Source organism: Streptomyces sp. HUAS TT7 (assembly GCF_051550175.1).
Taxonomy (GTDB): Bacteria; Actinomycetota; Actinomycetes; order Streptomycetales; family Streptomycetaceae; genus Streptomyces.
In genome coordinates, this window is the sequence record NZ_CP196175.1 from 862,636 (window position 1) to 887,124 (window position 24,489).

A 24,489-nucleotide genomic window follows, 5' to 3' on the forward strand; every position below is an offset into this window, starting at 1 on the left:
GGTCAGCCCTCCAGGGCGACCGGGCCCGCCGTGATCGGCTCGGCGTTGCGGCGGGTCTTGGCCCACCCCGTGCGGCCGCGCAGGCTGCGCACGAAGCCGCGCGCCGACACGACGAACAAGTGGTACGCGTACAGCCACAGCGCGAAGCCCCACAGCACGGCGGTGATCCGTGCGGCCTCCGGGGCGTGGTCGCGGCGGTAGACCGGGCCCCACAGGACGAACGGGCCGATGGAGAGCGCCGCGAGCACCAGGGTCAGCGGCCAGACCGCGAGCGAGCCGAGTCCGCCGAGTACGAGCATCGCGGCGCACAGCACGAGCGTGAGGAGATGCGCGACGGGCTGGAAGAACGTGTACAGCGTCTCCAGGACGCCCGCGCCGGTGTACTGGCGCGAAGACAGGATCCGGCCCGCGTAGCGCACGCACTGGAGGTTGCCCTGGGCCCAGCGGGTGCGCTGGGTGAGCAGCCGGCGGGCGTGCGGAAGGCCCTCCTGGGAGACCCAGGTGTCGGCGACGTGCGTGATGCGGTAGCCGGCGAGGATCATCTGGAGGCCCAGCTCGTAGTCCTCAAGGAGCGCGCCGCGCTGCCACGGGCGCTGCTCGGCGGCGGCGATCCGGTCGAGCGCGGAGAGCCGGGTGAACTGGCCGTTGCCGCCCAGTCCGACCGAGCCGGTACGGCCACGGAGCAGCTGCATGCCCGCGTTGGACACGGCGAACTCCATGTCCTGGACGCGCACGAGGAGCCGCGCGAAGGCGTTCGCCAGGCGGCCCCGCTCGGGCAGCGGTCGCTCGTCGTCGACATTGCGCATCCGCACACCGACCTGCACTCCGCCGACCTCCGGGTCCCCGAACGCGGCCGGTCCCGAGACGAGTTCGAGGGCGCGGGGGTCGAGCCTCCCGTCGGCGTCGACCACGCAGACGACGATCCGCTCCCGGTCCGCCCCGCCCGGCAGGAAGTCCCCGAGCTGCTCATAGGCGGCGTTCAGGGCGTCCCCCTTGCCGGTACGCGCGTCGGGCCGCACCCGGCGCACGAGGTGGACCCGCCGGTCGTCCTCGGCCAGCGCGGCGACGATGACCCCGGTCCGGTCGTCACTGTCGTCGTCGATGACCCAGACATGCGCCGGGGGAAAGTCCCCGCGCAGCTGCGCGACGGTGGCCCCGACGACGGCCTCCTCGTCCCGGCAGGGCACGAAGAAGTGCCAGTCGAGCGCGCCGGGATCGCCCGCTTCGGTACGCGCCCGCCGCAGGTAGGCGTGACGGGCTCCGGCCCAGTAGAGCAGGAAGCACCCGAGGAGAAAGAAGGGGAAGAGGAAGAGGAGCAGGCTGTTGGGCATGGGGGTGGGGGGGTCCTTGAAGATCGCTTACGGGCACCCCTGCGTAGGGGCACGGTGCTGTGAGATGTGCGGCTGCGCGGCAGCCGCCGCAGCGGGGCTCAGCAGGTTGGGGCGGTCCGGCACCATGCCGCCCAGGAGCGCGGGGCTGTGACATGTGCGGCTCCGCCGCCGGGGGGGGCGACCCGACCACGGCTGCGTAGCGGTCACAAGAGCGGGCCGAACGGGCTGGTGTGGCGCGACGGCATGCCGCTCAGGGGCGCGGGGAACTGCGTGACCAGCCACAGACCACCCGCGCCCGAACACCCCCACCGTCAGGCGACCGCCGTATAAGCCCCCCGCGCCGCAAGCCCCACCAGCAACTCGACAACCCGCCGCGAAGCCAGCCCGTCCCCGAAGGGGCTCGGGAGCGCGGCGAGCCGTGCCCGGCCCGCCGCGCCGGAGGCAAGTCGTCGCCGCACCGCCTCCCCCAACTCCCGCCCAGGGCATACCAGTTCGGCAAAGTCAGGCATCGCTTCCGGCCGCTCCGTCGAGTTGCGTACGACGACGAGGGGACGGCCCAGCACCGTGACCTCCTCCTGGACGCCCCCGGAGTCGGACACCAGGAGCGCCGCGTGCTGGGCCAGGGCGAGGAAGGTCCGGTAGCCGAGCGGCGGGGTGACGAGGAGGGGATCGAGGAGCCCCGCGAGGCCGGCCGCCTCGATACGGCCCCGCGTGCGGGGATGCAGCGGAAGGACCACCGGCAGCTCGGCCGCGAGCGAGGCGAGCTCGGCGAGGACGGCCCGCAGCGCCACCGGGTCGTCCGTGTTCTCCGGCCGGTGGACCGTGGCCAGGACGTACGCGTCACTCGTCACCCCGAGCCGCTCCAGCTCGGCGAACCGCTGGGCGCTGGTGGGGAGTTGGCTCCGTACCGCTTCGACAACCGTATTGCCGGTGACCTCGATGCGCCCCGCGGGGATCCCCTCGGCAAGGAGGTTGTCGCGGTTCTCCGGGGTCGCCGCGCACAGCACGTCCGCGATCCGGTCGATCAGCACCCGGTTGTGTTCCTCCGGCATGTTCCGGTCGTGGCTGCGCAGCCCCGCCTCGACGTGGACGAGCGGGATGGAGCGCGCGTTGGCGGCGAGCGCGCCGGAGAGCGCCGCGTTGGTGTCGCCCTGGACGACGACCGCACGCGGCGGCTCGGCCGCGAACACCGCGTCGAGCTGGGCAAGGGCCGCGGAGATCTGGACCGCCCGGGGCCGGCCGCCGATGCCGGTGAGGTAGGTCGGCTCGGGGATGCCGAGGTCGGCCAGGAAGCGGCCGGAGAGCTCCTCGTCGTAGTGCTGCCCGGTGTGCATGACGTGCGCGGCGGGCCCGAGGAGCCGGATCAGCTCAGTCAGCTTCACCAGCTCGGGGCGGGTGCCGAGGACGACGGCGATGCTGCGGGGCGGCAGGGCGGACACGGGGCCTCCAGGACGGACCGGCGGGGACGTCCCGAGGCTCTCCGATGTCCGTTGCGCACCCGGATGGCTTTCGGTTGCCCGACGGTTGCGAAGCCGCCAATCGAACATACCCGGACCTTTCGACCCCAGCGCGTCCAGGACCTTCGACCCGTAAGGCGTTCAGGGACAGCCGCTCAGGCGTCCTGATCCCCCCGGTACCGGTAGCCCAGGCCCCGCACCGCCTCAAGGGGGTCGGATTCGAGGCTGCCCGCCGTCTGCTGGAGCTTGCGGCGTACGCGCAGGACCGCGAATTTCACCCGCTCGCGGCCGATGCCGTGGGGGTCGTCCCAGACCTGGTCGAGCAGCTGGTCGGTGCTGACGACCCGACCCCGGTTGCGGACCAGGGCCTGGAGCAGCCGGTACTCGATGTCGCTGAGCCGCACCTCCTCGCCGCGCCAGACCGCCGAGCGCCGCTCGGGCACGAGGCGCAGCGCCTCGTCGTGGGAGGCGCCGGCCCAGCGGGCGGGCGAGGCGCGGCGCAGCAGGGCCTCGACGCGGGCGAGCAGTTCCTCGTTGCCGAACGGTTTCGGCAGATAGTCGTCGGCCCCGGCGCGCAGGCCGCGCACCCGGTCGGTCTCGGCGCCGCGGGCGGTGAGCAGCAGGACGGGCAGGTCGGTCATGTCGCGGGTGCGCTCCAGGACCTGCCAGCCGTCGAGTTCCGGCAGGCCGACGTCGAGGACCATCAGGTCGGGGCTGTCCGCGAAGAGCCGGCGGAGCCCCTCGCGGCCGTCCGCGGCGGGCACGACCTCGTACCCGGCCCGGGTGAAGAGGATGCGTAGGGCCATGGCCACGTCCGCGTCGTCCTCGACGACCAGGATCCGCGTCACCGCCCGGCTCCTTCGGCGGGCGGTCCGGCGACGGGCAGCCGGATGCCGAAGACGGCTCCCCCGCTCTCGGCGGCCGAGACGGTGAGCTCGCCGCCGTGCCGGCGCACGATCTCGCGGCTGATGGTGAGGCCGAGGCCGGTGCCGGGGAAGCCGCCGGTCTCGGCGTTGGGGGCGCGGACGAAGCCGGAGAAGATCTCCTCGCGGTACTGCTCGGGCACGCCGATCCCGGTGTCGGCGACGTCGATGTGCCACTGGTCGCCGTGCGGGGCGGCGTCGATGTCGATGCGGCCGCCGGGCGGGGTGAACTTGGCAGCGTTCTCAAGGAGGTTGGCGAGTACGTGCTCCAGGCGGTGCTCGTCGCCGTGGAGCGGCGGGCCCTCGGCGCAGCGCAGGGCCACGAACACCCCGGCCCGCGAGGTCGTGGACATCCGGTCGAGCACCGCGTGCTGGAGCATCCGCGCGATCTCCACCCGGCCGAACTCCAGCTTCAGCTGGGGGGTGCGCAGCCGGGCCGTGTTCATGAGGGTGGTCATGACGCCTTCCATGCGTGCGGCGTTGCGCCGGATCGCGTCCAGGAGGGCGTGCTGGTCGGCGTCGAGCGGGCCGGACGCCGGGTCGGCGAGCAGCTCGCAGAAGCTGAGGATGGAGGTGAGCGGGGTGCGCAGACTGTGCGAGGCGAGGGCGAGGAACTCGTTGCGCTGCCCGGCGAGCTCGGCGAGCGCCGCGTTGTCGCGCTCCAGGGCGTGCTCGCGGCGCTTGTCCTCGGTGATGTCCTCGGCCGTCCACAGTGAGCCGAAGGGCACGCCGTCCGCGTCGTACAGCGGCTCCACGTCGCGCCGGATCACTCGGCCGTCGGTGAGCGGGATCTCGGCGGCCCGGTGGATGTGCCGGGCGGCGATGGCGTGGGTGGTGTCGACGACCCAGGAGGGCCGTTCGGAGAAGGTGTCGCACACGGCGTCGACGACCGGCCCGAGCGGCGCGCCCGGGCCGGTCTCGACTCGGCCTTCGAGGGCGAACATGTCGGTGAATCGGCGGTTGACGGCGATCACGATGTCGTCGCCGCCTTGAACGATGGCCGCCCTGGGCAGCGCTTCCAGGACGGCCTCCAGTCGGTCGCGGTGCACCCGACCACCGTACGCTCAGGCCACCGCGAATCGCAGTCGCGAAGGAACGTGCCCGCGCGGCCGGGTGGCCCGGGGTGTCAGTGCTCGGTGACCTTTCCGTCCGCGACTTCCAGGCGGCGGGTCGTGTGCACGGCGTCGAGCATCCGCCGGTCGTGGGTGACCAGGAGCAGGGTGCCGGTGTACGAGTCGAGCGCGGACTCCAGCTGCTCGATGGCGGGGAGGTCGAGGTGGTTGGTCGGCTCGTCGAGGACGAGGAGGTTGACGCCCCTGCCCTGGAGCAGGGCGAGGGCGGCGCGGGTGCGCTCGCCCGGCGAGAGCGAACCGGCCGGCCGCAGCACGTGGTGGGCCTTGAGGCCGAACTTGGCGAGCAGGGTGCGCACCTCGGCGGGTTCCGTGTCGGGGACCGCCGCGCAGAACGCGTCGAGCAGCGACTCCTCGCCCAGGAACAGGCCGCGTGCCTGGTCGACCTCGCCGACGACGACTCCGGAGCCGAGCGTGGCCTGACCCGCGTCCAGCGGAAGCCGGCCGAGGAGGGCCGCGAGCAGGGTCGACTTGCCGGAACCGTTGGCGCCGGTGATCGCGACGCGGTCGGCCCAGTCGATCTGGAGCGAGACGGGCCCGAAGGTGAAGCCCTCGCGGTGCACCTCGGCGCCGTTCAGCGTCGCGACGACCGCGCCCGAGCGGGGCGCGGCAGCGATCTCCATGCGCAGCTCCCACTCCTTGCGGGGCTCCTCGACGACGTCGAGGCGTTCGATCATGCGCTGGGTCTGGCGGGCCTTGGATGCCTGCTTCTCGCTCGCCTCGCTGCGGAACTTCTTGCCCAGCTTGTCGCTGTCGGTGGCCTTGCGGCGGGCGTTCTTGACGCCCTTGTCCATCCAGGAGCGCTGCATCTGGGCGCGGCCTTCGAGGGCGGAGCGCTTGTCGGCGTACTCCTCGTAGTCCTCGCGGGCGTGCCTGCGGGCGGTGGCGCGCTCTTCTAGGTAGGCCTCGTAGCCGCCGCCGTACAGGTTGATCTGCTGCTGGGCGAGGTCGAGTTCGAGCACCTTGGTGACGGTGCGGGCGAGGAACTCGCGGTCGTGGCTGACGACGACCGTGCCGGCGCGCAGTCCCTTCACGAAGGCTTCGAGCCGCTCCAGGCCGTCCAGGTCGAGGTCGTTGGTCGGCTCGTCGAGCAGGAAGACGTCGTAGCGGGACAGGAGCAGCGAGGCGAGTCCGGCGCGGGCGGCCTGGCCGCCGGAGAGCGCGGTCATCGGCTGGTCGAGACCGGTGGTCAGGCCGAGGGACGCGGCGACCTCCTCGGCCCGCTCGTCGAGGTCGGCGCCGCCGAGCGCGAGCCAGCGCTCCAGGCTGTCGGCGTACGCGTCGTCGGCGCCGGGAGCTCCGTCGACCAGGGCCTGGGTCGCGGCGTCCATCGTTTCCTGGGCGGCGGCGACTGAGGTGCGCCGGGCGAGGAAGGCGCGGATCGTCTCGCCGGGGCGCCGGTCGGGCTCCTGCGGAAGGTGGCCGACGCTCGCGCCCGGCGGGGAAAGGCGCAGCTCGCCCTGTTCGGGGGTGTCGAGCCCGGCGAGCAGGCGGAGCAGGGAGGACTTGCCCGCGCCGTTGGGTCCGACGAGGCCGATGACGTCGCCGGGGGCGACCACCAGGTCGAGCCCGGCGAACAGGGTGCGGTCGCCGTGGCCGGCGGCGAGGTCCTTGGCGACGAGAGTTGCAGTCATGAGGTGACCGATCTTAAGCCGTCCCTCGGTCCGGTCTTGAGCCGTCCCCAGCCAGGCCCCGATCCCGCCCCGCGCCCCCGGCGGGGCGCCCGCACGCCGACCGCCCCTCCGGATCATGGCTCGCCGGCCGAAACAGGGCGCACGTTTCCGGGCACGGTGCGAGGTGCGAGACTCGTCGCGCTGCGGCATTTCACCGGCCCGCTCCCTCTGGAGGTTTCCGCACCATGAACACCGCCGTGTCGCCCCGTTGGCTCATCACCGGGGAGCCGCGCCCTGGCGCCCCCAAGCTCTACTGCTTCGCGCACGGGGGCGGTTCGGCCACGGAGTACCTTCGCTGGGGCCGCGACATGCCGGGCGCCGAGTTCCAGGCCGTGCAGCTGCCGGGCCGCGGTTCGCGGTTCGGGGAGCCGGGGTTCGCCTCGATGGAGGCGCTGGTGGCCGCGTTCCTCGACGAGGTGCCGCTCAGCCCGGCGCCGTTCGCCTTCTTCGGGCACAGCCTGGGTTCCCTCATCGCCTACGAGATCACCCGTGCCCTGCGGGACGCGGGCCGCCCGCTGCCCGCCCGGCTGGTCGTCTCCGGCTACCCGGCGCCGCATCTGCGCCATGTGCGCGTCGACGATCCGCTGCACCACCTGCCCGACGACGAGCTCATCGACCGGGTCGCGAAGATCCACGGCGGGATCCCGCAGGAGGTCCTGGACTCGGCGGAGCTGCGTGAGCTGGTCGTGGGCGCGCTGCGGGACGACTACCGCGTCCTGGAGACGTACTCCTGGCGGGAGACCGAGCCGCTGGCCGTGCCGATCACGGTGTTCGGCGGCAGTGCCGACCACCCGCGCGAGCAGCTCGAAAGCTGGCAACAGCACACCACCGCCGATGTGACGGTACGTCAATTCCCGGGCGGGCACTTCTACTTGCGCGAGGAGCCCGCTCCGGTGCTGCGGGCGCTGGAGGCGGCACTGCGGGACGTCGGCGCACGCTGATCCGCGCAGACCCCGCGGCTCGCACCGGTGGGTTACCGTCCGGGCATGAGCAACGACGTGATCGTGGTGGGCGGCGGGGTCGTCGGGTTGACGACCGCGATCGTCCTGGCGGAGTCGGGCCGCCGGGTCCGGGTGTGGTGCCGGCAGCGGCCGCGGGAGTCGACGTCGGCCGTGGCGGGCGCACTGTGGTGGCCGTACCGCATCGAGCCCGAGGAGCGCGTCGGCGACTGGGCGCTCGCCTCGCTGCGGGTGTACGAGGAGATGGCGCTCAGGCCCGAGGAGACCGGGGTGCGCCTGGTCGACGGGCTGCACGCCGGAGCCCGGCTCGGCGGCCTCGGGCCGTGGGCGGCCGAGGTGCCCGGGCTCCGCGAGGCCCCGGAGGGGCTGCGGGCGAGGCTCCCGCTGATCGACATGCCGACGCATCTGGGCCGGCTGGAGCGGCGCCTCGTGGAAGCGGGCGGAACGGTGGAGGTCCGGGACACCGAGCGCCTTCCGGACGCGCCGCTCGTGGTCAACTGCACCGGACTCGGGGCGCGCAACCTCCTTCCGGATCCCCGAGTGCGGCCCGTGCGGGGCCAGTTGGTGGTGGTCGAGAATCCGGGGATCCGCGAGTGGTACACCTCGGTGGAGGACGAGGGCGAGGAGTCGACGTACTTCATGCCCCAGCCGTACGGGCTGCTCCTCGGCGGCACCGCGCAGGAGGACGACTGGAACCTTGCGCCCGACCCGGCGACGGCCGAGCGGATCATCGCGCGCTGCGCCCTGATCCACCCCGAGATCGCGGACGCGCACGTGCTCGGCCATCGCGTGGGACTGCGTCCGGTACGCGACTCGGGCGTGCGGGTCGAGCGCGAACTCGGCCCGCAGGGTGGGGTGTTGGTGCACAACTACGGGCACGGCGGGGCCGGGGTGACGGTGGCGTGGGGCTGCGCGGAGGAGGCCGCGGCGCTCGTCACGACCCCCTCCGGCTGATTCAGCAGCGCATCACGGGCTCGGCGGCCGTCAGGTGGTACTGGGCACGGCCGTCGAGCAGCAGGGGCACCAGGTTGCGCAGCGACTGGCGCAGCGGAACGAAGGCTCCCCCGCCGGGAACCTGCCTCAACCGCACGCCGTGCAGGGCCAGTTGATCCTTGATCTGTCCGTACTGGGCCGGGCTCAGGCGATAGCCGCACGGCGGGTCGCGGAGGATCTCCGCCGGGGTCGGCGGCGTGTTGTCGGCGCCGCCGAGATAGACGGGCCCCTGGTCGCGGTATCCGGCGGCGCGCGCCGCGCCCGTGGCCGCCTCGATGCGTCCGCGACGTTCCGTGACAAAGTCGAACAGGCCGCTCAGGGCTGTCAGTTGGGAGTCGACGCGGCGCCGGTTGTTGACGGCCGGGTCAGCCTTCTCCGCGTCCGTCATCGGATCCATCCGGCTCTCGATGAGCAGCGCGACGGCGTGCTTGATGCCCGCCGTGTTGCGCAGGATGCGTTCCTGGCCGTCCCCCGCGACCTGCTTGACGGGGTCACCGGTGACCGGGTCGGTCCAGATGCCGTAGGTGCCGGTGCGGTAGCCCTCGTCCCGCGCGGCATCGCGGACGTAGTCGCCGGACAGCGTCTGCGCCTCCTCGTGCACCGTCGGATGGGTGTTGAGGTTGCGCGGCCAGAGGTCGTAGAGGTCCTTGTCGTAGTACTTGGGTGTCGCGCCGTACTCGTGCAAGTCGTAGACGACATCGGGGTGTTCGTCGCGCAGCACCGACGCGGTGGCCCGCGCCTCGGCCGTCTTCAGCGCGATGTGGTCGCGGTTGATGTCGACGCCTTCGGAGTTCTCGCGGGTGTTGGCGGCCCGGCCGTCCGGGTTGGCTGTCGGGATGACCAGGACGGTGGTGCGCTCCAGGAAGCGGAGCGTGGCCCGGTCCTTGGCCAGGGCGAGGTCGCGGACGGTGGTGAGGCAGGCCTCGCGGCCCGACGGTTCGTTGCCGTGCTGGGTGCACACGAGAAGTACGGTGCTGGACGTGTGCCGGCCGCCGATGCGCACCTCCTGCAACGGGCGGCCCTGGCGGGTGGTGCCGATCCGACGCACCGAGGTGCGCTCGCTGAGCCGGTCGACCGCGGCGAGGAAGGCCTGCTCCTCCGGCTGCCCGGTCCAGCGCGCCCCGTCACTGGTTTCGAAGCCGGTGCGGGGCTCGGTGGGGCGGGCAGCGGCGGGCGCGGTCGCCAGGGGGACGGCGAGCGCGGCCGCCGTCACCCCGAGCACCAGCAGACGCGCCCTCATCGGGGGACGTCCCCGGGGAGCCGCTGCGTCATGCGCGGCACCGGAACACCCTCGGTCGCCGTCGCCCCGCCGCCGACCTGCGCATGCGTACCGGACGTGGCCCGTACGAACGCCCCGGCGCCACCGACGAACGGCACCGTGGCGCCCGTTCGCGCGAGGTCCACGGTGAGCGTCGGCTTGCTCGTCGGAGGCTCGATGAGGCCATTGTCGGTGCCCGCGACGATCAGCGCGAGTCGGTGCCCGGCCGGTACGACGTGGTCGGTGGCCGCCAGGTCGAGCGTGATCGTGTACGGCTTGCCAGGTGTGAGCGGGACGCCCTTGGTGGCGGAGGCGTAGTGGCCGAGGTCGGCCCAGCCGCGGCTGAAGACGGTGTAGCCGACATCGGTCCTGTCCGCCGAGGTCGTCCGGTAGCAGGAGCTGTCACCGGCCGTGCTCGCACCCCAGCAGGTGCGGTCGGTGCCGGTGAGGATGCCTTCGCCGGAGCCCGCGTAGTTGCGGATGGTGTCGGGTCCGAGGTCGACGAGGACCGCCGAGAGGTGGGCGCTGCTCGTGGTGGGCGTCGCGGTGACGGTCACCTTGGACGAGCCGGACACCCGCAGGTCCTTGGCCAGCGGCTGGGTGACGAAACCCGCCTTGTCGGGCGTGGACTTGTCGATCGACGCGGCCCAACTCGTCTCGTCCAGGGCCGGGTTGTCGGTGAACGTGGCGGTCGTTCCGGCCGGAGCTGGCTTCAGCGAGAGCCCGCCGACGCCCGGGGCCGGGCCGCTCACCGGGTGCACCACGGTCGCCGCGGTGCCGGACGGCGGCCACGACCTGTCGGTGCTCCACTGGTCGGGGTGGCGCTCGATGTCGGCCATGGGCCGCCGCTCGATGCCGTTGTCGTAGCCGAGGAGGTAGTGGTCGAACCACTGGTGGAGGGTGTCGACCCACTCGGAGCGCCGGTAGTCGAACGGGTCGACGTGCCCGGTCTGCGACAGCCAGATCTTCCGCTCGACCCCGTATCTGGCGAGCCCGTCCCACCACTGGCCGAAGTTCTTCGTCCGCACGTTGAGGTCCTGCATGCCGTGCACGACGAAGACGCTGGCCTTCACGTTGCCGGCGTGGCTCGCGTAGTCCCGGTCGGTCCAGAGCTTCGTCCAGTCCCCGTTGCGCGGGGACCCGTCGATGAGCTTCTGCTGCACCGCGGCGCAGCGGGCCCGCGCGTCCGGGCTGTCGACGTAGCCGGCGAGCTCGGCCGGGCCCCCGTCGTAGAGCGCGGCGCCCTTGGCGAAGTAGTAGTCGTACCAGGACGAGATCGCGCTGATCGGCACGATCGTCCTGAGGCCCTCGACGCCGGTGGCGGCGACCCCGTTGGCGATGGTGCCGTCCCAGCTCTTGCCGATCATGCCGGTGCGGCCGTTGGTCCACCCGGCGGTGGCGCGCTGGCTGCCCGTACGTGTCGTGTAGGCGCGGGCCCTGCCGTTGAGCCAGTCGACGACCGCCTTCGCGGACAGGATGTCGGAGGGGCCGCCGACGTCGACGCAGCCGTCCGAGCGATTGGTTCCGGCCAGGTCCACGCCGACGAAGGCGTAGCCGCGCGGCACGAAGTAGTTGTCGTAGTACAGCGGCATCTGAACGACGTTGCCGTTGGCGTCGTACGTCTTGAGCTGGCTCTCGTTGCCCCGGCCGCAACACGAGTAGTAGGGGCTGGCGTCCATGATGACGGGCACCTTGCGGCCCTGCTGCGCGGGTTCGCGCGGCCGGACGATGTCGACCGCGACGCGGTCGTTCTTCCCGTCCCCGTCACCGTCCAGGCCGGTGTCGACCCAGACGGCCTCGCGTATGGCGTTCTCGTACGAGTAGACCGGTTGGCTCCCCCTGGCGTGGGCCGCCTGGGCGCCCGCCGGGGCGAGGAGCACCGCCGCCAGGGCGGCCACGGCCGCGAGGACGAGCGATCTGAGGGATCTTGACCTGTGGCGGGTGCCCCGCGCGCGTATCGGCATGGGGCGGAAGCTACTCCGGTCAACTCCCGCGCAAAAGAGGGCAGTCGAGGCACTTAGGCGAACGAAGCCGCACAAGTCAACATGTCGGCCGAATGGCGATCGTGTGACAGGGGGAGCCATGGACATGACCGGGGCGGCAGGGGCTGAATAAGGTCCGAAGAGATCGTTCACCATCGTTCACCCCACGACGACCATGACGACTTGGAGCTTTTTGTGCACCGCAGAATCATCGCCCCGAGCGTGCTCGCCGCCTCCCTCCTGCTGGTGATCCCGGCATCGGCCGCGGACTTCACTCCGGGTGCCCCGGGCATCGGCGACCCCTACTACCCGGCCAGCGGCAACGGCGGCTACAACGTCTCCCACTACGACCTGAAGCTCAGGTACCAGCCCGCCACCGACCTCCTCGAAGGCACGGCCACGCTGCTCGCCACCACCCAGCAGGACCTCTCCCGCTTCAATCTCGACTTCGGGCTCGCCGTCAGCGAGGTGCGGGTGAACGGCACCAAGGCGACGTACGCCACGTCCGGCAGCCACGAGCTGGAGATCACCCCGGCCACGCCCCTGCCCAAGGGCAAGTCCGTCACCGTGGTCGTGAAGTACGCGGGCAAGCCGTCCGAGCTGAAGGTCGACGGCTGGACGGCCTGGCAGCGCACCCCGGACGGCGGCGTGGCGGCCCAGGAGCCGGACTCGGCCGTGTGGTGGTTCCCGTCCAACGACCACCCGCTGGACAAGGCGACGTACGACGTGTCGGTCAAGGTTCCCGACGGCACCCAGGCCATCAGCAACGGCGTTCTGCAGTCCCAGAGTTCGAAGCTGGGCTGGACGACGTACAACTGGCGGTCCAACAAGCCCCAGGCCTCCTACCTGACCACGCTCGCGGTGGGCAAGTTCGACATCACCACCGACAAGACCGCGAGCGGGCTGCCGGTCCTGAACGCGTACAGCAAGGACCTCGGCGACAACGGCGACGCCGCGCGCGCCAGCATCGAGCGCTCGAAGGACGTCACGGAGTGGCTGGAAAGCGTCTTCGGTACCTACCCCTTCAACGCGGTCGGCGGCTACGTCCCGAACGTGCCGAGCCACTTCGCCCTTGAGACGCAGACACGGCCGTTCTACAGCCCGGCGCAGTTCGCCAACGGCGCCAACGTGTCCGTGGTGGTTCATGAGTTGGCCCACCAGTGGTACGGCGACGACGTCTCGGTCAAGGGCTGGAAGGACATCTGGGACAACGAGGGCTTCGCGTCCTACGCCCAGTGGCTCTGGTCGGAGAAGGAGGGCAACGGCACCGCACAGGAGCTGGCGGACTGGGTGTACTCGCAGCACCCGGCCGACGACCCGTTCTGGAAGGTGAAGCCGGGCGACCCGGGCCCGGACAAGCAGTTCGACGGAGCCGTCTACGACCGCGGCGCCGTCGCCATCCAGGCTCTGCGCAACACGGTCGGCGACGCGTCCTTCTTCAAGATCCTCAAGGGCTGGCCGGCCGAGCACGCCTACGGCAACGCGGCGGTCGGCGACTTCGTGAAGTACGCCGAGAAGATCTCGGGCAAGCCGCTGGCTGAGCTGTTCGACACCTGGCTCTTCCAGCCGTCGAAGCCGTCCAACTCGGCTGCGGCAAAGGCCAAGTTCGGCGCACGGGCCGGGGTCGCGTCGTCCCCGTCGGCCGAGACGGCGAAGCCGGTCGAGCCGAAGTCGTGGAAGCAGATCACGGCGTCGCACTCGGCGCACTGAGCGGCCTTGGAGGGGGCAGGAGGACGGGTTCCTCCTGCCCCCGGTCCTGAGCGCGGCGACTCGGGGGCCGCACCGGACGGGTGACGCCCCGGACGGCGCCCCGACGGCCGGAGGGAGCCCTCCGCCGGGGATCCGAAAGCGCTCTCGCCCAGCGGTCCCCGCCCCGATACGCTGCCCGGCGACGCAGTTCCGCCGAGGGGTCGTCGAGCGATCCGCCGATGAGGAGAACCTGCCTTGACCGAGCAGTACTTCGGGGTACGGCCCACGCTTGAGGCCGTCGCCGCGCGGGCCGGGGTGTCCCGGGCGACGGCGTCCCGGGTCGTCAACGGCGGCACGGGGGTACGGCCGCCCCTGGTCGACAAGGTGCGCCAGGCCGTCGAGGAGCTGGGCTACATCCCCAATCAGGCGGCCCGTTCGCTCGTGACCCGGCGTACCGGCGCGGTCGCCGTGATCGTGGCCGAGCCGGAGACCCGGTTCTTCTCCGACCCCTTCTTCTCCCAGCAGATCCGCGGCATCAGCAAGGAACTCGCCGCCCACGACACCCAGTTGGTGCTGCTCCTCGTCGAGGGCCCGGACGACTACGGGAGGATCTCCCACTATCTGACGGGTGGTCATGTCGACGGGGCGCTCGCGTTCTCGCTGCACGACGAGGACCCGCTGCCCGCGATCACGCGCGGGGCCGGCATGCTGACGGTCTTCGGCGGACGGCCCGGCTTCCCGACGGCCGTTCCTTACGTCGATGCCGACAACCGGGGTGGCGCGCGTGAGGCCGTGCGCCATCTGCTCTCCATCGGACGCGAGCGCATCGCCCACATCGCGGGCCCGCTGGATCAGACCGCCTCGACCGACCGGCTCGACGGGTACCGCGACGTTCTCCCACAAGCCGATCCGGCGCTGGTGGTGGAGGGCGCGTTCACCGCGGAGAGCGGGGCCCACGCGATGGCCGAACTGCTCGCGCGCCGCCCGGACCTGGACGCGGTGTTCGCCGCCAACGACCTGATGGCCTCGGGCGCGCTGCGGGTGCTGCGGGAGCGCGGCCGGCGCGTGCCGGAGGATGTCGCGCTGGTCGGGTTCGACGACATGGCCTCGGTCGCGGAGGCCACCGACCCGCCCCTGACGACCGTACGCCAGGAGGTCGAGGAGATGGGCCGGCTGATGGCGCGCCTGCTGCTGCGCGGGCTCGGCCAGGGCGGCACCGGAGGGCCCCCGCCCGCTTCGGTGATCACCCCGACGGTGCTGGTGCGACGCGCCTCCGCCTGATCGAGCGTTCGGTCCTATGCCACTGCGCTGAATTCCGAGCGGTCCGGATCATCGGCCGCGGCGGCGGCACGCAGCGCCGACTCGACCCGGCGGTTGCTGGTCATGGTCGCCGTGACGGCGGTCATGGCGAGGAGGAGGCCGGCGGCGGCGTAGAGCGGGGTGCGTACGTCGTAGGTGGTGGCCAGCCAGCCGCCGAGGAAGGCGCCGAACGGGGCGGCGCACATGGCGAGCATGCGGGAGGTGGAGGCGACCCGGCCCATCAGGTGGGCGGGGACGATCGCCTGCCGGAGGGAGGGGCCGAGCACCATCGTGGCACCCATGCCCGCTCCGCAGACGGCGAGCGCGAGTCCGGCGACGTATGGGTTCGGGGCGGCGGCAAGGCTGAGGACGGCGAGTCCCTCGACCGCGGCCGTGCAGGTCAGCGCGGTGCCGGTGCCGAGTCGCCGGCCGAGGAGGGAGGCGATGGCCGCGCCGAGCAGGCCGCCGGTGGCCTCCGCCGTGAGGAGCAGGCCGAAGCCGAAGGTGGAGATGCCGAGACGGTCGTGCGCGAAGAGGGCGAGTACGGTCTCCACGGCGAGGAAGGCGATGTTCCCGACCGCCGGGCGGAGCGCGAGCCCGAGCAGCAACCGGTCCCGGAAGACGTGGACGGCCCCGGCCCGTGCCTGCCGGAGCAGCGACTCGCGGGCCTGCGGTACCGGCCGGGGTGCGGCAGGCAGCGACCGTACGAGAACTGCGGAGAGCGCGAACGACACCGCGTCGGCGAGCAGCGGCACCGCCCGCCCGAGCGCGAGCAGCGCACTGCCCGCGGGCGGCCCGGCGAAGCCGGACGCGGCGGTCTGGGCGCCGCGCAGGCGGGAGTTGGCGCGCTCCAGGAGTGCGGGGTCGCGGCCGAGCAGATCCGGCAGATAGGCGGTGGCGGCCGTGTCGAAGAAGAGCCCGCCGAGGCCGAGCAGGAAGGCGACGGCCGCGAGCAGCGCGATGCTCAGTGCGTCGAGCGCGGCCGCTGCCGCCGGTATCGCGAGCAGCACCGCACGCGCGGCGTCCGCGACCCACATCGTGCGGCGGCGGTCCCAGCGGTCCACCAGCGCACCGCCGAGCACCCCGAACAGCAGCCACGGCAGCGTCCCGGCGGCCGTGACGACGGCGAGCGCCATCGGATCCCGCGTCAACGTCAGCGCGAGCAGCGGCAGCGCAGCGTGTGTCACCCCGTCACCGAGCGAGGAGATCGTCTGCGCGGTCCACAGCCGCCCGAACCCGGTCGGCAACTTCCTTATGCCTGAGGTCACTTGGCGTCCCCTCCGGCCTGTTCGCGCGATGCCGGACGGAATAGCGCGAAGACGAGTGACGCGTCCGGCAGCGACGGATCGGACAGCTCCCGGTATTCGTCCGCCAGTGCCTCCAGCCGGGCCCCCAGCTCCGCGAACTGCTCCTCGGTGAGCCGCAGATGGGCCATCCGTACATACCGCTCGCCATCCGCCGGCGCTGCCTCCAGGTCCGCCACCGCATGCCGCATCAGCACATCCGGCCCTCCCGCGCCCGGATCGGGCAGCACGATCGCCCGCGCGGCCATCGCGTAGTACCGCTCGGTGACCCCCCGCACCTTCCGCGTCCGCACCACCTTCACCAGGCCGGCCCGCTCAAGGAGCCGTACGTGATAGCTGGAACTCCCCTTCGCGAGGCCCACTCGCTCGGCGATCTGCGTGATCGTCGCGGGCTCGAAGCGCAGTACGGCCATGATGCGGTGACGCGTGAGGTTGGAGACGGCGCGCAACTGCTCGTCAGTGGTGACGTGAAACGTCTCGGGAAGATCTTCGGCAGGCATGAACCCAATGGTCAACGACTCTTGACCATTGGGCAAGAGGTTTTCCGCACCGTTGCAATTCGCTGTCCCGGCATCGACGGGGAAATCACCCAACACACCCCGATATCAGGGTATTCACGAGAAAAGACCTCTGATGCGGGGCGGCCGGTTCGGATTCAGGAGTGCGCCGAGCGCCTGAACTCCGCCCGCGCCTTGCGTGCGAGCGGCAGATAGCGCAGCCGCTCGGGCAGTACTGGCACGACCGCGCGCACCACCCGGCCGAAGCGGCGCAACTTCCGCTCCTGCTCGTCCGTCCAGTCGAGACCGATCGCCTCGCGCGCGTCCGGCGGCATGAAGCCGATGGTGACGAACCGGCGGAAGCGGGCGAGCGGCGACCACAGCACTGGCCAGAGCGCTCTCAGGAGGAGGCGCAGGAGCAACGGGCCACGGTCGGGGGGCGGGACCGGGCGGTCGGTGGCGACCAGTTCCTCGACCACGGCGTTGGTACGTATCTCGTCGGCGAGGACCTTGCGGTAGTAGGGCCAGAACTCCTCGATGGTCGCCGGCATGTCCCGGTCGTTGATCCCGAGGATCCGGCCGACCTGGAGCCACTCCGCGTACAGCTTCCGATGCTGGGCGTCGGTGAAGGGGCGGCCGATGTACTGCTGGGCGTGTGCGTAGACGGGGTATCCGGTGGCGTGCACCCACGCGTAGTAGGCGGGAGTGAGCGCGTGGTAGCGACGGCCGGTGGCGTCCGTGCCCCGGATGGTCTTGTGCAGTTCCCGGAGCCTGCGCCCCTCCTCGGCCGCCTGCTCGCCTCCGTACACCCAGAGCTGGACCGAACGCAGCGAGCGCTCTCCGCGGCCCCATGGGTCGGTACGGAACACCGAGTGCTCGTCCACGCCCGCCCCGACCGCGGGGTGCGCCACCTGCATGGTGAGCGCTGCGGGCAGCGTGAGGAGCATCCTGATGTCTCCGGCCAGGCTCCACAGCACACCGCCGGGCGGAGGCGGCACGGGCGCGGTGTCGCGGCGGCTCATGACTCTGGGCTCCCTGGGGCTGACGAGGCTGCGGCGCACTGCCGTGCTTGTAGGGATTCCAGTATGCAATCCCGCAGGTCACGGCGGCACGCAGGGTCCGTCGAGGGAGCAGCTCTGGCGAGGTTCGAGCGGTGAACAGGGGCGCTCCGGGGAGCCGCTCCGCCTAGCTTCGGGCGGTGAACAGGGTCGTTCCGGGGGCAGCCCTACCGAGGTTTCGTAGGCGTACGGGGGTGCTCCGGAGAGCAGACCTACCGACGTCACTCCCGCGCTCAGGGCGCTCCGGAGCACCGCCCCGCCGAGGCAACAGGCCTCCAGCGCGCAGCCGCCCCGCGCCCCCGGTGAAGCCCGCTCACCAGGGGCGGTCTGCGAATCGGCTCAGCGGCCGGCCGGGGTCGCCAGCGGCTCGCCGAGGATGCGGCCGGCCAGTTCGGCGGCCAACTCCTCGGCGTACGGGCGCAGTTCGGCCTCGGCTGCCACGCGGGCGGCGGCTATCTGCGCGGCGCCGGCAGCGAGGATCTCGTCGCGCTCGCGATTGCCCTCGGCGCGGGCCGCGGCTATCGCCGCGGCGCCCTCCTCCTTGGCCTGCTGCCTGATGCGGGCCGCCTCGTGCCGCGCCCCGGCGAGCTCCGCCTCGTACCGCGCTCGCACCTCGGCGGCCTCGGAGAGAACGGCCTCGGCCTCGCGCGAACGGCCCGTCGTCAGCGCCTCGCGCCGCTCCAGCGTCCGCTTGATGCGGGGCAGCAGCACGCCCGCCATCATCCAGAAGCAGAGCAGGAAGAGAACGAACCCGATCAGGAGATCGGGAACCGTGGGATTGAGAGGGCCCACATTCATGGGGAGAAGCTTCACGCCTTGGCACCTTCTCTCGCGCACACGCCCGTGGCTGGTGTTGTCCGAGCGTTCGTACGTCTGATCGTACGACAGGGGTAAGACAGTGGGCGCACGGAGGTTACCTCTAGGTAACCGCAGCTGCTTTGATGTGCGCGCCGGTCCAAATCGCCACTCCAGACACAGGAGTTCACGTGCCGCACTCCCCGCTCCGCCGAGCCCCCGGGGCGGTCCTCGCCGCCGCGCTCGCAGCCGTCACGCTGGCGGCGGCCACCCCCGCTCCTGCTGCCGCAGCCGAGCCGCCCCGGCTGAAGATCCTGACGTACAACACGTTCCTGATGAGCAAGAACCTGTACCCGAACTGGGGGCAGGACCACCGGGCCCAGGCGATACCCGCGGCCCCCTTCTTCCAGGGCAACGACGTCGTCGTACTCCAGGAGGCGTTCGACAACTCCGCCTCGGACGCGCTGAAGCGGAACGCCTCCGCCCAGTACCCGTACCAGACGCCCGTCGTGGGCCGCGGCAAGGACGGCTGGGACGCGACCGGAGGGTCGTACTCCTCGACCACGCCCGAGGACGGCGGCGTCACCCTGCTCAGCAAGTGGCCGATCCTGCACAAGGAGCAGTACGTCTACAAGGACGCCTGCGGCTCCGACTGGTGGTCCAACAAGGGCTTCGTCTATGCCGTGTTGGACGTGAACGGCACCAAGGTGCACATCGTCGGCACCCACACCCAGTCGACGGACTCCGGGTGCGGCGCGGGCGAGGCGGTCAAGGACCGCGCCCTCCAGTTCAAGGCGATCAAGTCCTTCCTCGACGCGAAGAACATCCCGGCGAGCGAGGAGGTCATGGTCGCGGGCGACTTCAACGTGGACTCGCACGGCTCCGAGTACGCCTCGATGCTCGCCAACAGCGGCCTGGTGGGCGCCGATTCACGGACGGGCCACGCGTACTCCTTCGACACCGCCGAGAACTCGATCGCGCGCTATCGCTACCCCACCGACCCGAGCGAGGACCTGGACTACGTCCTGCACCTCGCGGGCCACGCGCGCCCGTCCGGCTGGAACAACAACGTGGTGCAGGAGTCCACCGCGCCCTGGACGGTGAGCAGTTGGGGCACCGACTACACGTACACGAACCTCAGCGACCACTACCCCCTCCAGGCCGGCCGCACCCCGTAGCCCATGGGGTCCCTCAGCACCCCGGCCGACCGGCGGATGCCGACCGGCCGGGGTGTTGCCCGTGTTCAGCCCCTGCCGAGAACGCGTCGCGCCATCAGGTGTGACCCGACCGTGGCCGCCGCGGCGATCGCGAGGCCCTGTACCGCGTCACGGGGGCGTGTGGGGCGCAGCACCCCGGACCGGCGCAGTCGGCCGCGGGCCCAGAGCGTGAAGGGGATGACCAGCAGGGGCGAGGTGACCGAGCCCGGTGCGTATCCCCGGACCACTGCGGCCTGCGCCAGGTGCACCAGCCCGTGCAGCCCGAATCCGTTGAGGGTCCCCTGGTAGAACGCGGACCGGCCGCCGGTGCGGTACCCGTCGGCCGCGGCCGCGGCGACCACGACGGCCATCCCCGCGACCGCCGTCGCGAACTCGCGCCGGTCGATGGTCTCCAGTCGCCGCCATATCCGTTCCGGCACCTGGGGAAACCGCTCGCGGAGCTCGGCCACCCCGTCACGCGTCCAGCGCGGCACCGTGACGACTTCCTCGGCGTCGTGAAGCGCCCAAGCGGCCAGCAACCCGAACGTCACGCCGGCGCCGCACCGGTCAATGTCATGATCACTCATAACTGGCCAGTCTGCCAGCCCACTTGGAGCGCTCTCGCAACCATCGGGACCCTGAAACGACCTGCGCGACGCGGCCAAAGCTACTGCCAGACGCACTGATCAATGACGATCTGCGGGTCGGCGGTTCGGGGCGCGAAGTAGTACCGCAGCCATCCGCGCCCGTAGTCGAAGTAGAGGACGTGAGCACCGGCGGGGCGTGTGGACTGGACGGGTTCGACGCTCATTCCGGCCGGCAAGTCGCGGTCGGTGTCGATGCCCCGGAAATACGGATCAGGAGCCGTGACAAGTTCGGCGCGGGCGGCGTCTACCAGGGCGCGGGCAGCGGCGGGCAGGCCGACCCTGTTGTCTTCGGCCGCCTTGGTCCAGTCGGCTTGCCAGGGCGGCCCCATGAAGTCGTCGGTCATTGGCCGGGCTTCGCCTCTGCTGCCTCGCGTCGGATCCGCCCGGCTTCTTCGATGAGCGCTTTGGCGCGGGTGAAGTCGGCTTCGGTGTTGGCCTCGTCCTCCAGGGCGTGAACCCTGGCTTCGGTCTTCGGGTTGCGCGCGAGGGCATATTCACCCCACCAGCGGGCCATGAAGGCGGGGACGGGCGCCAGGTCGTACGCGTCGGCGATGTCCCGGCGCCAGTGCCTGTCGAAGTCGACCAGCAATTTCGGCGCGTGGGCGGCGATGGCGGCGCGGAGGGCCTTGGGGTTCCTCTCCGGCATGGGCGGGATGGCCCCCGGTCCGTCGAGGTGAGCGGCGCTGTTCACGAGCAGCGATCCCTTCGTAGTGGCAAACGGGTCAGGCAGCGGCGAGCAGGGCTAGCGTGCCGGTCCTCAAGTCGGTCTCGCTTCTTGCCATGTGTTCCAGTTCCGCGCTGGTCACAAAGGTCTGCACGAGGTGCAGCCGTCGGGAGGCGTAGGCGGAGAGAAGGAGTTCGGCGAGCATGCCCATGCTGCGCGCTGTGTCCGTCGTGGCTCGGCGCTTGTCTGCGGCCTTCCACGTCTTCTCGGCGCAGTAGCCCGAGCGGGCCTTCCTCTTGCCCGTGCCTTCGGATCCGAGTTCCGTGATGCGGCCGGTGCTGTAGCCCTCGAAAAGGAGGGCGAGGGTGCGCGCGATCGGCAGGCCGTCGGCGTTGGCGCGCTGGTCGGCCTCTCTCCACACGTCCTCGGCCACCCAGAGGGATCGGCGGGGTTCATCGGGGGCGGGCATCACGGATCTCCTCACGCCGGCGGACAGATCTATGCGACAGCACCACACTACGTGTTTTTTGCCAGGCAGCGGACGGACTTCTCGTGCCCTGCGGGTGTCCCCATGGTCTCTATGCACGCCCCAGTGAGACAGCAATACTGTTACACCGGATCGGACGCACACCTGGGGGCGGCCGGGGACACCGGGGAGGCGAGGCACTGCCATGGCGACGGAGACCGAGGAGATGACACTCACGGTTGACGAGCTGGCCGCGCGGGCCGGTGTCACCGTGCGGACCATCCGGTTCTACAGCACCCGGGGGCTGCTCCCGCCGCCCGTGATCGGGCCGCGTCGGGTGGGGCACTACGGGCCCGCCCACCTTTCCCGGCTCGCGCTGATCGAGGAGTTGCAGCACCACGGGATGACGCTGGCCGCGATCGAGCGCTATCTCCAGCAGCTGCCGGACGATCTGAGCGCCCACGACCTGGCCATCCACCGGGCCGTCGTCGCCTCCTGGGCGCCCGACTCGGCGGACGACGCGAGCCTCGCCGAGCTGGAGCGGCGGGCCGGGCGGTCGCTGTCCGCCGACGACATCGACCGGCTCGCCGCGATGAACGTCCTGGAGCGGATTCCGGGCTCTCCCGACACCTTCCGCGTCGACCCCGGTCTCCTCGCGCTGGGTGTCCAGCTCCTGGACGTACCGATCGCGCACGAGACGATCCTTGCGGCCCGTACGGTGCTCATGGAGCACACCCGCTCGGCCGCGCACGAGCTGACCCGGCTCTTCCGCGACGAGGTCTGGAACCCGTACCGCGAGCGGGAGTCGGACCCCGATCACGTCGAGGCGATGAAGTCCCTCTCCGCGCACATGCAGCCGATGGTCCTTCAAGCCCTGGTCACCGCCTTCCAGCGGTCACTCAAGGAGGAGCTGCGGGCGGCGTTCGGATCGGCCGAAGGGCGCCCCGGAACCTGAGTCCGGGGGCGCCCCCCGCGCGGGCTACACGTCCTTGAACGTCTCGCCCCTCTCCGCCTTCTCCACAAGCAGCGCCGGCGGCTGGAAGCGGTCGCCGTAGCGCTCGGCGAGCTCGCGGGCGCGGGCCACGAAGCCGGGCAAGCCGCCCTCGTAGCCGTTGATGTACTGGATGACGCCGCCGGTCCAGGCCGGGAAGCCGATGCCCATGATCGAGCCGATGTTGGCGTCGGCGACCGAGGTGAGGACGCCCTCCTCGAAGAGGCGGACGGTGTCCAGGGACTCCGAGAAGAGCATCCGCTCCTTCATGTCCTCGAACGGGATCTCAGCACCCGCCCGCGTGAAGTGCTCGCGCAGCCCGGGCCACAGCTTGCCCCGCTTGCCGTCCTCGCCGTACTCGTAGAACCCGGCGCCGCCGCTGCGGCCGGGGCGGCCGAACTCGTCGACCATGCGGTCGATGACCGCGTCCGAGGGGTGGCCGGGCCAGACGCCGCCCGCCTCCTCGACCGCGCGCTTCGTCTCGTTGCGGATCTTGCGCGGCAGGGTCAGGGTCAGCTCGTCCATCAGGGACAGGACCTTGGCCGGGTAGCCGGCCTGGCCCGCCGCCTGCTCGATGGACGCGGGCTCGATGCCCTCGCCGACCATCGCGACGCCCTCGTTGATGAAGTGGCCGATGACGCGCGAGGTGAAGAAGCCGCGCGAGTCGTTCACGACGATCGGCGTCTTCTTGATCTGGCGTACGAGGTCGAAGGCGCGGGCCAGTGCCTCGTCGCCGGTGCGCTCGCCCTTGATGATCTCGACAAGCGGCATCTTGTCGACCGGCGAGAAGAAGTGCAGGCCGATGAAGTCGGCCTGGCGCGTGACGCCCTCGGCAAGGCCGGTGATCGGCAGCGTCGAGGTGTTGGAGCACAGGAGCGCGTCCGGCTCGACGATGTCCTGGATCTCCTGGAACACCTTGTGCTTGAGCGCCGTGTCCTCGAAGACCGCCTCGATGACGGCGTCGCAGCCCGCCAGCGCCTGCGGGTCGGCGGTCGGAGTGATCAGCGCGAGCAGCGCGTCGCGCTTGGCCTCGGTCGTACGCCCGCGTGAGAGCGCTTTCGCCAGGAGCTTCTCGGAGTACGCCTTGCCCTTCTCGGCGGCCTCCTGCGACACGTCCTTGAGGACGACCTCGATGCCGGCCCGCGCGCACGAGTACGCGATGCCCGCACCCATCATTCCGGCGCCGAGGACCGCGACCTTGCGGACGGGGCGCGGCTCGATGCCCTGGGGGCGGCTGACACCGGAGTTGACGGCCTGGAGGTCGAAGAAGAACGCCTGGATCATGTTCTTCGAGGTCTGCCCGGTGACCAGCTCGGTGAAGTAGCGGGCCTCGATGGTGAGCGCGGTCTCGAAGTCGACCTGGGAGCCCTCGACGGCGGCTGCGAGGATGTTGCGCGGCGCCGGATAGGGGGCTCCCTGGAGCTGCTTCTTGAGGTTGGCCGGGAACGCCGGAAGGTTGGCCGCGAAGCGCGGGTTGGACGGCGTGCCGCCGGGGATCTTGTAGCCCTTGACGTCCCAGGGCTGCTGGGACTCGGGGTGGGCGTCGATGAAGGCGCGCGCCTTGGCGATCATCTCCTCGGGCGTGGCCGCGACCTCGTGCACGAGGCTGTTTTCGAGGGCACGCCGCGGAGAGTACTGGGTGCCCTGGAGCAGCACCTTGAGCAGGGCGTCCGTGATGCCCATGAGGCGTACAGTGCGGGTCACGCCGCCGCCCGCCGGGAGCAGGCCGAGCGTGACCTCGGGCAGGCCGATCTTGGAGCCGGGCGCGTCGAGCGCGACGCGGTGGTGGGAGGCGAGCGCGATCTCGTAACCGCCGCCCAGGGCCGCGCCGTTGATGGCGGCGACGACCGGCTTGCCCAGGGTCTCGATGCGGCGCAGCGAGGCCTTGATGGCGGTGCCGGTGTCGAAGGCCTGCTGGGCGAGTTCGGGGCCGACCTGGATCATGTCCTTGAGGTCGCCGCCCGCGAAGAAGGTCTTCTTGGCTGAGGTGTAGATGATGCCCCGGATGGAGTCCTTCTCGGCCTCGGCGCGGTCGGCGATGGCCGCGATGGAGTCCTTGAAGGCCTGGTTCATGGTGTTGGCGGACTGGTTGGGGTCGTCGAGTACGAGGGTGACGACGCCGGTCTCGTCCTGTTCCCAGCGGATGGTCGTGCTCTCGGTCATTGCTGAAATCTCCG

The 24,489-nt window shown here is 71.4% G+C and carries 22 protein-coding genes; 6 read left to right on the forward strand and 16 right to left on the reverse strand.

Annotated features, from left to right (window positions below; genetic code table 11):
- Nucleotides 1-2: 2 nt before the first annotated feature.
- The 5 genes from ACSHXC_RS04135 to ACSHXC_RS04155 all read right to left on the reverse strand — a co-directional run bounded on the left by ACSHXC_RS04135 (nucleotide 3) and on the right by ACSHXC_RS04155 (nucleotide 6,475).
- On the reverse strand, nucleotides 3-1,331 hold the full coding sequence (locus tag ACSHXC_RS04135; RefSeq protein ID WP_438290215.1) for a glycosyltransferase: 1,329 nt from the start codon (nucleotides 1,329-1,331) through the stop codon (nucleotides 3-5).
- 311 nt (nucleotides 1,332-1,642) lie between these two features.
- The gene (gene wecB, locus ACSHXC_RS04140; protein ID WP_438290216.1) at nucleotides 1,643-2,770 is read right to left on the reverse strand and encodes a non-hydrolyzing UDP-N-acetylglucosamine 2-epimerase; all 1,128 of its coding nucleotides are present in this window, start codon (nucleotides 2,768-2,770) and stop codon (nucleotides 1,643-1,645) included.
- A 173-nt stretch (nucleotides 2,771-2,943) separates the two neighbouring features.
- The gene (locus tag ACSHXC_RS04145) at nucleotides 2,944-3,636 is read right to left on the reverse strand and encodes a response regulator transcription factor (protein ID WP_438290217.1); all 693 of its coding nucleotides are present in this window, start codon (nucleotides 3,634-3,636) and stop codon (nucleotides 2,944-2,946) included.
- On the reverse strand, nucleotides 3,633-4,760 hold the full coding sequence (locus ACSHXC_RS04150; RefSeq protein WP_438290218.1) for an ATP-binding protein: 1,128 nt from the start codon (nucleotides 4,758-4,760) through the stop codon (nucleotides 3,633-3,635). Before ACSHXC_RS04150 ends, ACSHXC_RS04145 begins: the two co-directional genes overlap by 4 nt.
- A gap of 77 nt (nucleotides 4,761-4,837) precedes the next feature.
- Nucleotides 4,838-6,475: an ABC-F family ATP-binding cassette domain-containing protein gene (locus ACSHXC_RS04155; RefSeq protein ID WP_438290219.1), complete on the reverse strand. Its 1,638-nt coding sequence runs from the start codon at nucleotides 6,473-6,475 to the stop codon at nucleotides 4,838-4,840.
- Between the two features lie 224 nt (nucleotides 6,476-6,699).
- Here ACSHXC_RS04155 and ACSHXC_RS04160 point away from each other — a divergent pair, with 224 nt between their 5' ends.
- Nucleotides 6,700-7,455, forward strand: a complete 756-nt coding sequence (locus ACSHXC_RS04160) for a thioesterase II family protein (protein WP_438290220.1) — start codon at nucleotides 6,700-6,702, stop codon at nucleotides 7,453-7,455.
- A 45-nt stretch (nucleotides 7,456-7,500) separates the two neighbouring features.
- The gene (locus tag ACSHXC_RS04165; RefSeq protein WP_438290221.1) at nucleotides 7,501-8,427 is read left to right on the forward strand and encodes an FAD-dependent oxidoreductase; all 927 of its coding nucleotides are present in this window, start codon (nucleotides 7,501-7,503) and stop codon (nucleotides 8,425-8,427) included.
- A gap of 1 nt (nucleotide 8,428) precedes the next feature.
- Here the strand turns inward: ACSHXC_RS04165 and ACSHXC_RS04170 are convergent, their stop codons facing one another.
- Nucleotides 8,429-9,706: a M14 family metallopeptidase gene (locus ACSHXC_RS04170; protein ID WP_438290222.1), complete on the reverse strand. Its 1,278-nt coding sequence runs from the start codon at nucleotides 9,704-9,706 to the stop codon at nucleotides 8,429-8,431.
- Entirely contained in the window at nucleotides 9,703-11,688 is a 1,986-nt protein-coding gene (locus ACSHXC_RS04175; protein WP_438290223.1) for a Xaa-Pro dipeptidyl-peptidase, read from the reverse strand. Before ACSHXC_RS04175 ends, ACSHXC_RS04170 begins: the two co-directional genes overlap by 4 nt.
- Before the next feature lie 213 nt (nucleotides 11,689-11,901).
- Between ACSHXC_RS04175 and ACSHXC_RS04180 the strand changes: the two genes are divergently transcribed.
- Both ACSHXC_RS04180 and ACSHXC_RS04185 read left to right on the forward strand, forming a co-directional pair.
- Nucleotides 11,902-13,416 carry a M1 family metallopeptidase gene (locus ACSHXC_RS04180; protein WP_438290224.1) on the forward strand — a complete coding sequence of 505 codons (1,515 nt, stop codon included), beginning with the start codon at nucleotides 11,902-11,904 and terminating at the stop codon, nucleotides 13,414-13,416.
- 234 nt (nucleotides 13,417-13,650) lie between these two features.
- Complete coding sequence (locus ACSHXC_RS04185; RefSeq protein WP_438290225.1) at nucleotides 13,651-14,676, forward strand: LacI family DNA-binding transcriptional regulator; 1,026 nt, start codon at nucleotides 13,651-13,653, stop codon at nucleotides 14,674-14,676.
- 14 nt (nucleotides 14,677-14,690) lie between these two features.
- Here the strand turns inward: ACSHXC_RS04185 and ACSHXC_RS04190 are convergent, their stop codons facing one another.
- From ACSHXC_RS04190 to ACSHXC_RS04205, 4 genes are all read right to left on the reverse strand, one after another.
- Complete coding sequence (locus ACSHXC_RS04190) at nucleotides 14,691-15,962, reverse strand: MFS transporter (RefSeq protein ID WP_438290226.1); 1,272 nt, start codon at nucleotides 15,960-15,962, stop codon at nucleotides 14,691-14,693.
- Nucleotides 15,959-16,498 carry an ArsR/SmtB family transcription factor gene (locus ACSHXC_RS04195; RefSeq protein WP_438290227.1) on the reverse strand — a complete coding sequence of 180 codons (540 nt, stop codon included), beginning with the start codon at nucleotides 16,496-16,498 and terminating at the stop codon, nucleotides 15,959-15,961. The genes ACSHXC_RS04190 and ACSHXC_RS04195 overlap by 4 nt, the downstream gene beginning before the upstream one ends.
- Before the next feature lie 155 nt (nucleotides 16,499-16,653).
- Nucleotides 16,654-17,517 (reverse strand): oxygenase MpaB family protein, encoded by an 864-nt coding sequence (locus ACSHXC_RS04200; RefSeq protein WP_438290228.1) that lies wholly within the window; start codon nucleotides 17,515-17,517, stop codon nucleotides 16,654-16,656.
- Nucleotides 17,518-17,892: 375 nt separating this feature from the next.
- Nucleotides 17,893-18,366 (reverse strand): F0F1 ATP synthase subunit B family protein, encoded by a 474-nt coding sequence (locus ACSHXC_RS04205; protein ID WP_438290229.1) that lies wholly within the window; start codon nucleotides 18,364-18,366, stop codon nucleotides 17,893-17,895.
- A gap of 173 nt (nucleotides 18,367-18,539) precedes the next feature.
- On the opposite strand from ACSHXC_RS04205, the gene sph reads away from it, so the two are divergent.
- Nucleotides 18,540-19,526: a sphingomyelin phosphodiesterase gene (sph, locus tag ACSHXC_RS04210; protein WP_438290230.1), complete on the forward strand. Its 987-nt coding sequence runs from the start codon at nucleotides 18,540-18,542 to the stop codon at nucleotides 19,524-19,526.
- Nucleotides 19,527-19,591: 65 nt separating this feature from the next.
- Here sph and ACSHXC_RS04215 read toward each other — a convergent pair whose 3' ends face one another.
- From ACSHXC_RS04215 to ACSHXC_RS04230, 4 genes are all read right to left on the reverse strand, one after another.
- Complete coding sequence (locus tag ACSHXC_RS04215) at nucleotides 19,592-20,131, reverse strand: HXXEE domain-containing protein (protein ID WP_438290231.1); 540 nt, start codon at nucleotides 20,129-20,131, stop codon at nucleotides 19,592-19,594.
- Nucleotides 20,132-20,211: 80 nt separating this feature from the next.
- The gene (locus ACSHXC_RS04220) at nucleotides 20,212-20,535 is read right to left on the reverse strand and encodes a hypothetical protein (protein ID WP_438290232.1); all 324 of its coding nucleotides are present in this window, start codon (nucleotides 20,533-20,535) and stop codon (nucleotides 20,212-20,214) included.
- A complete protein-coding gene (locus ACSHXC_RS04225) occupies nucleotides 20,532-20,837 on the reverse strand; it encodes a DUF6247 family protein (RefSeq protein ID WP_438296423.1) in 306 nt (101 codons plus the stop codon). The genes ACSHXC_RS04220 and ACSHXC_RS04225 overlap by 4 nt, the downstream gene beginning before the upstream one ends.
- A 76-nt stretch (nucleotides 20,838-20,913) precedes the next feature.
- Nucleotides 20,914-21,324 (reverse strand): hypothetical protein, encoded by a 411-nt coding sequence (locus ACSHXC_RS04230; RefSeq protein WP_438290233.1) that lies wholly within the window; start codon nucleotides 21,322-21,324, stop codon nucleotides 20,914-20,916.
- 202 nt (nucleotides 21,325-21,526) lie between these two features.
- Here ACSHXC_RS04230 and ACSHXC_RS04235 point away from each other — a divergent pair, with 202 nt between their 5' ends.
- Nucleotides 21,527-22,276, forward strand: a complete 750-nt coding sequence (locus ACSHXC_RS04235; protein ID WP_438290234.1) for a MerR family transcriptional regulator — start codon at nucleotides 21,527-21,529, stop codon at nucleotides 22,274-22,276.
- 24 nt (nucleotides 22,277-22,300) lie between these two features.
- Here the strand turns inward: ACSHXC_RS04235 and ACSHXC_RS04240 are convergent, their stop codons facing one another.
- On the reverse strand, nucleotides 22,301-24,475 hold the full coding sequence (locus ACSHXC_RS04240) for a 3-hydroxyacyl-CoA dehydrogenase NAD-binding domain-containing protein (protein ID WP_438290235.1): 2,175 nt from the start codon (nucleotides 24,473-24,475) through the stop codon (nucleotides 22,301-22,303).
- Nucleotides 24,476-24,489 lie beyond the last annotated feature (14 nt).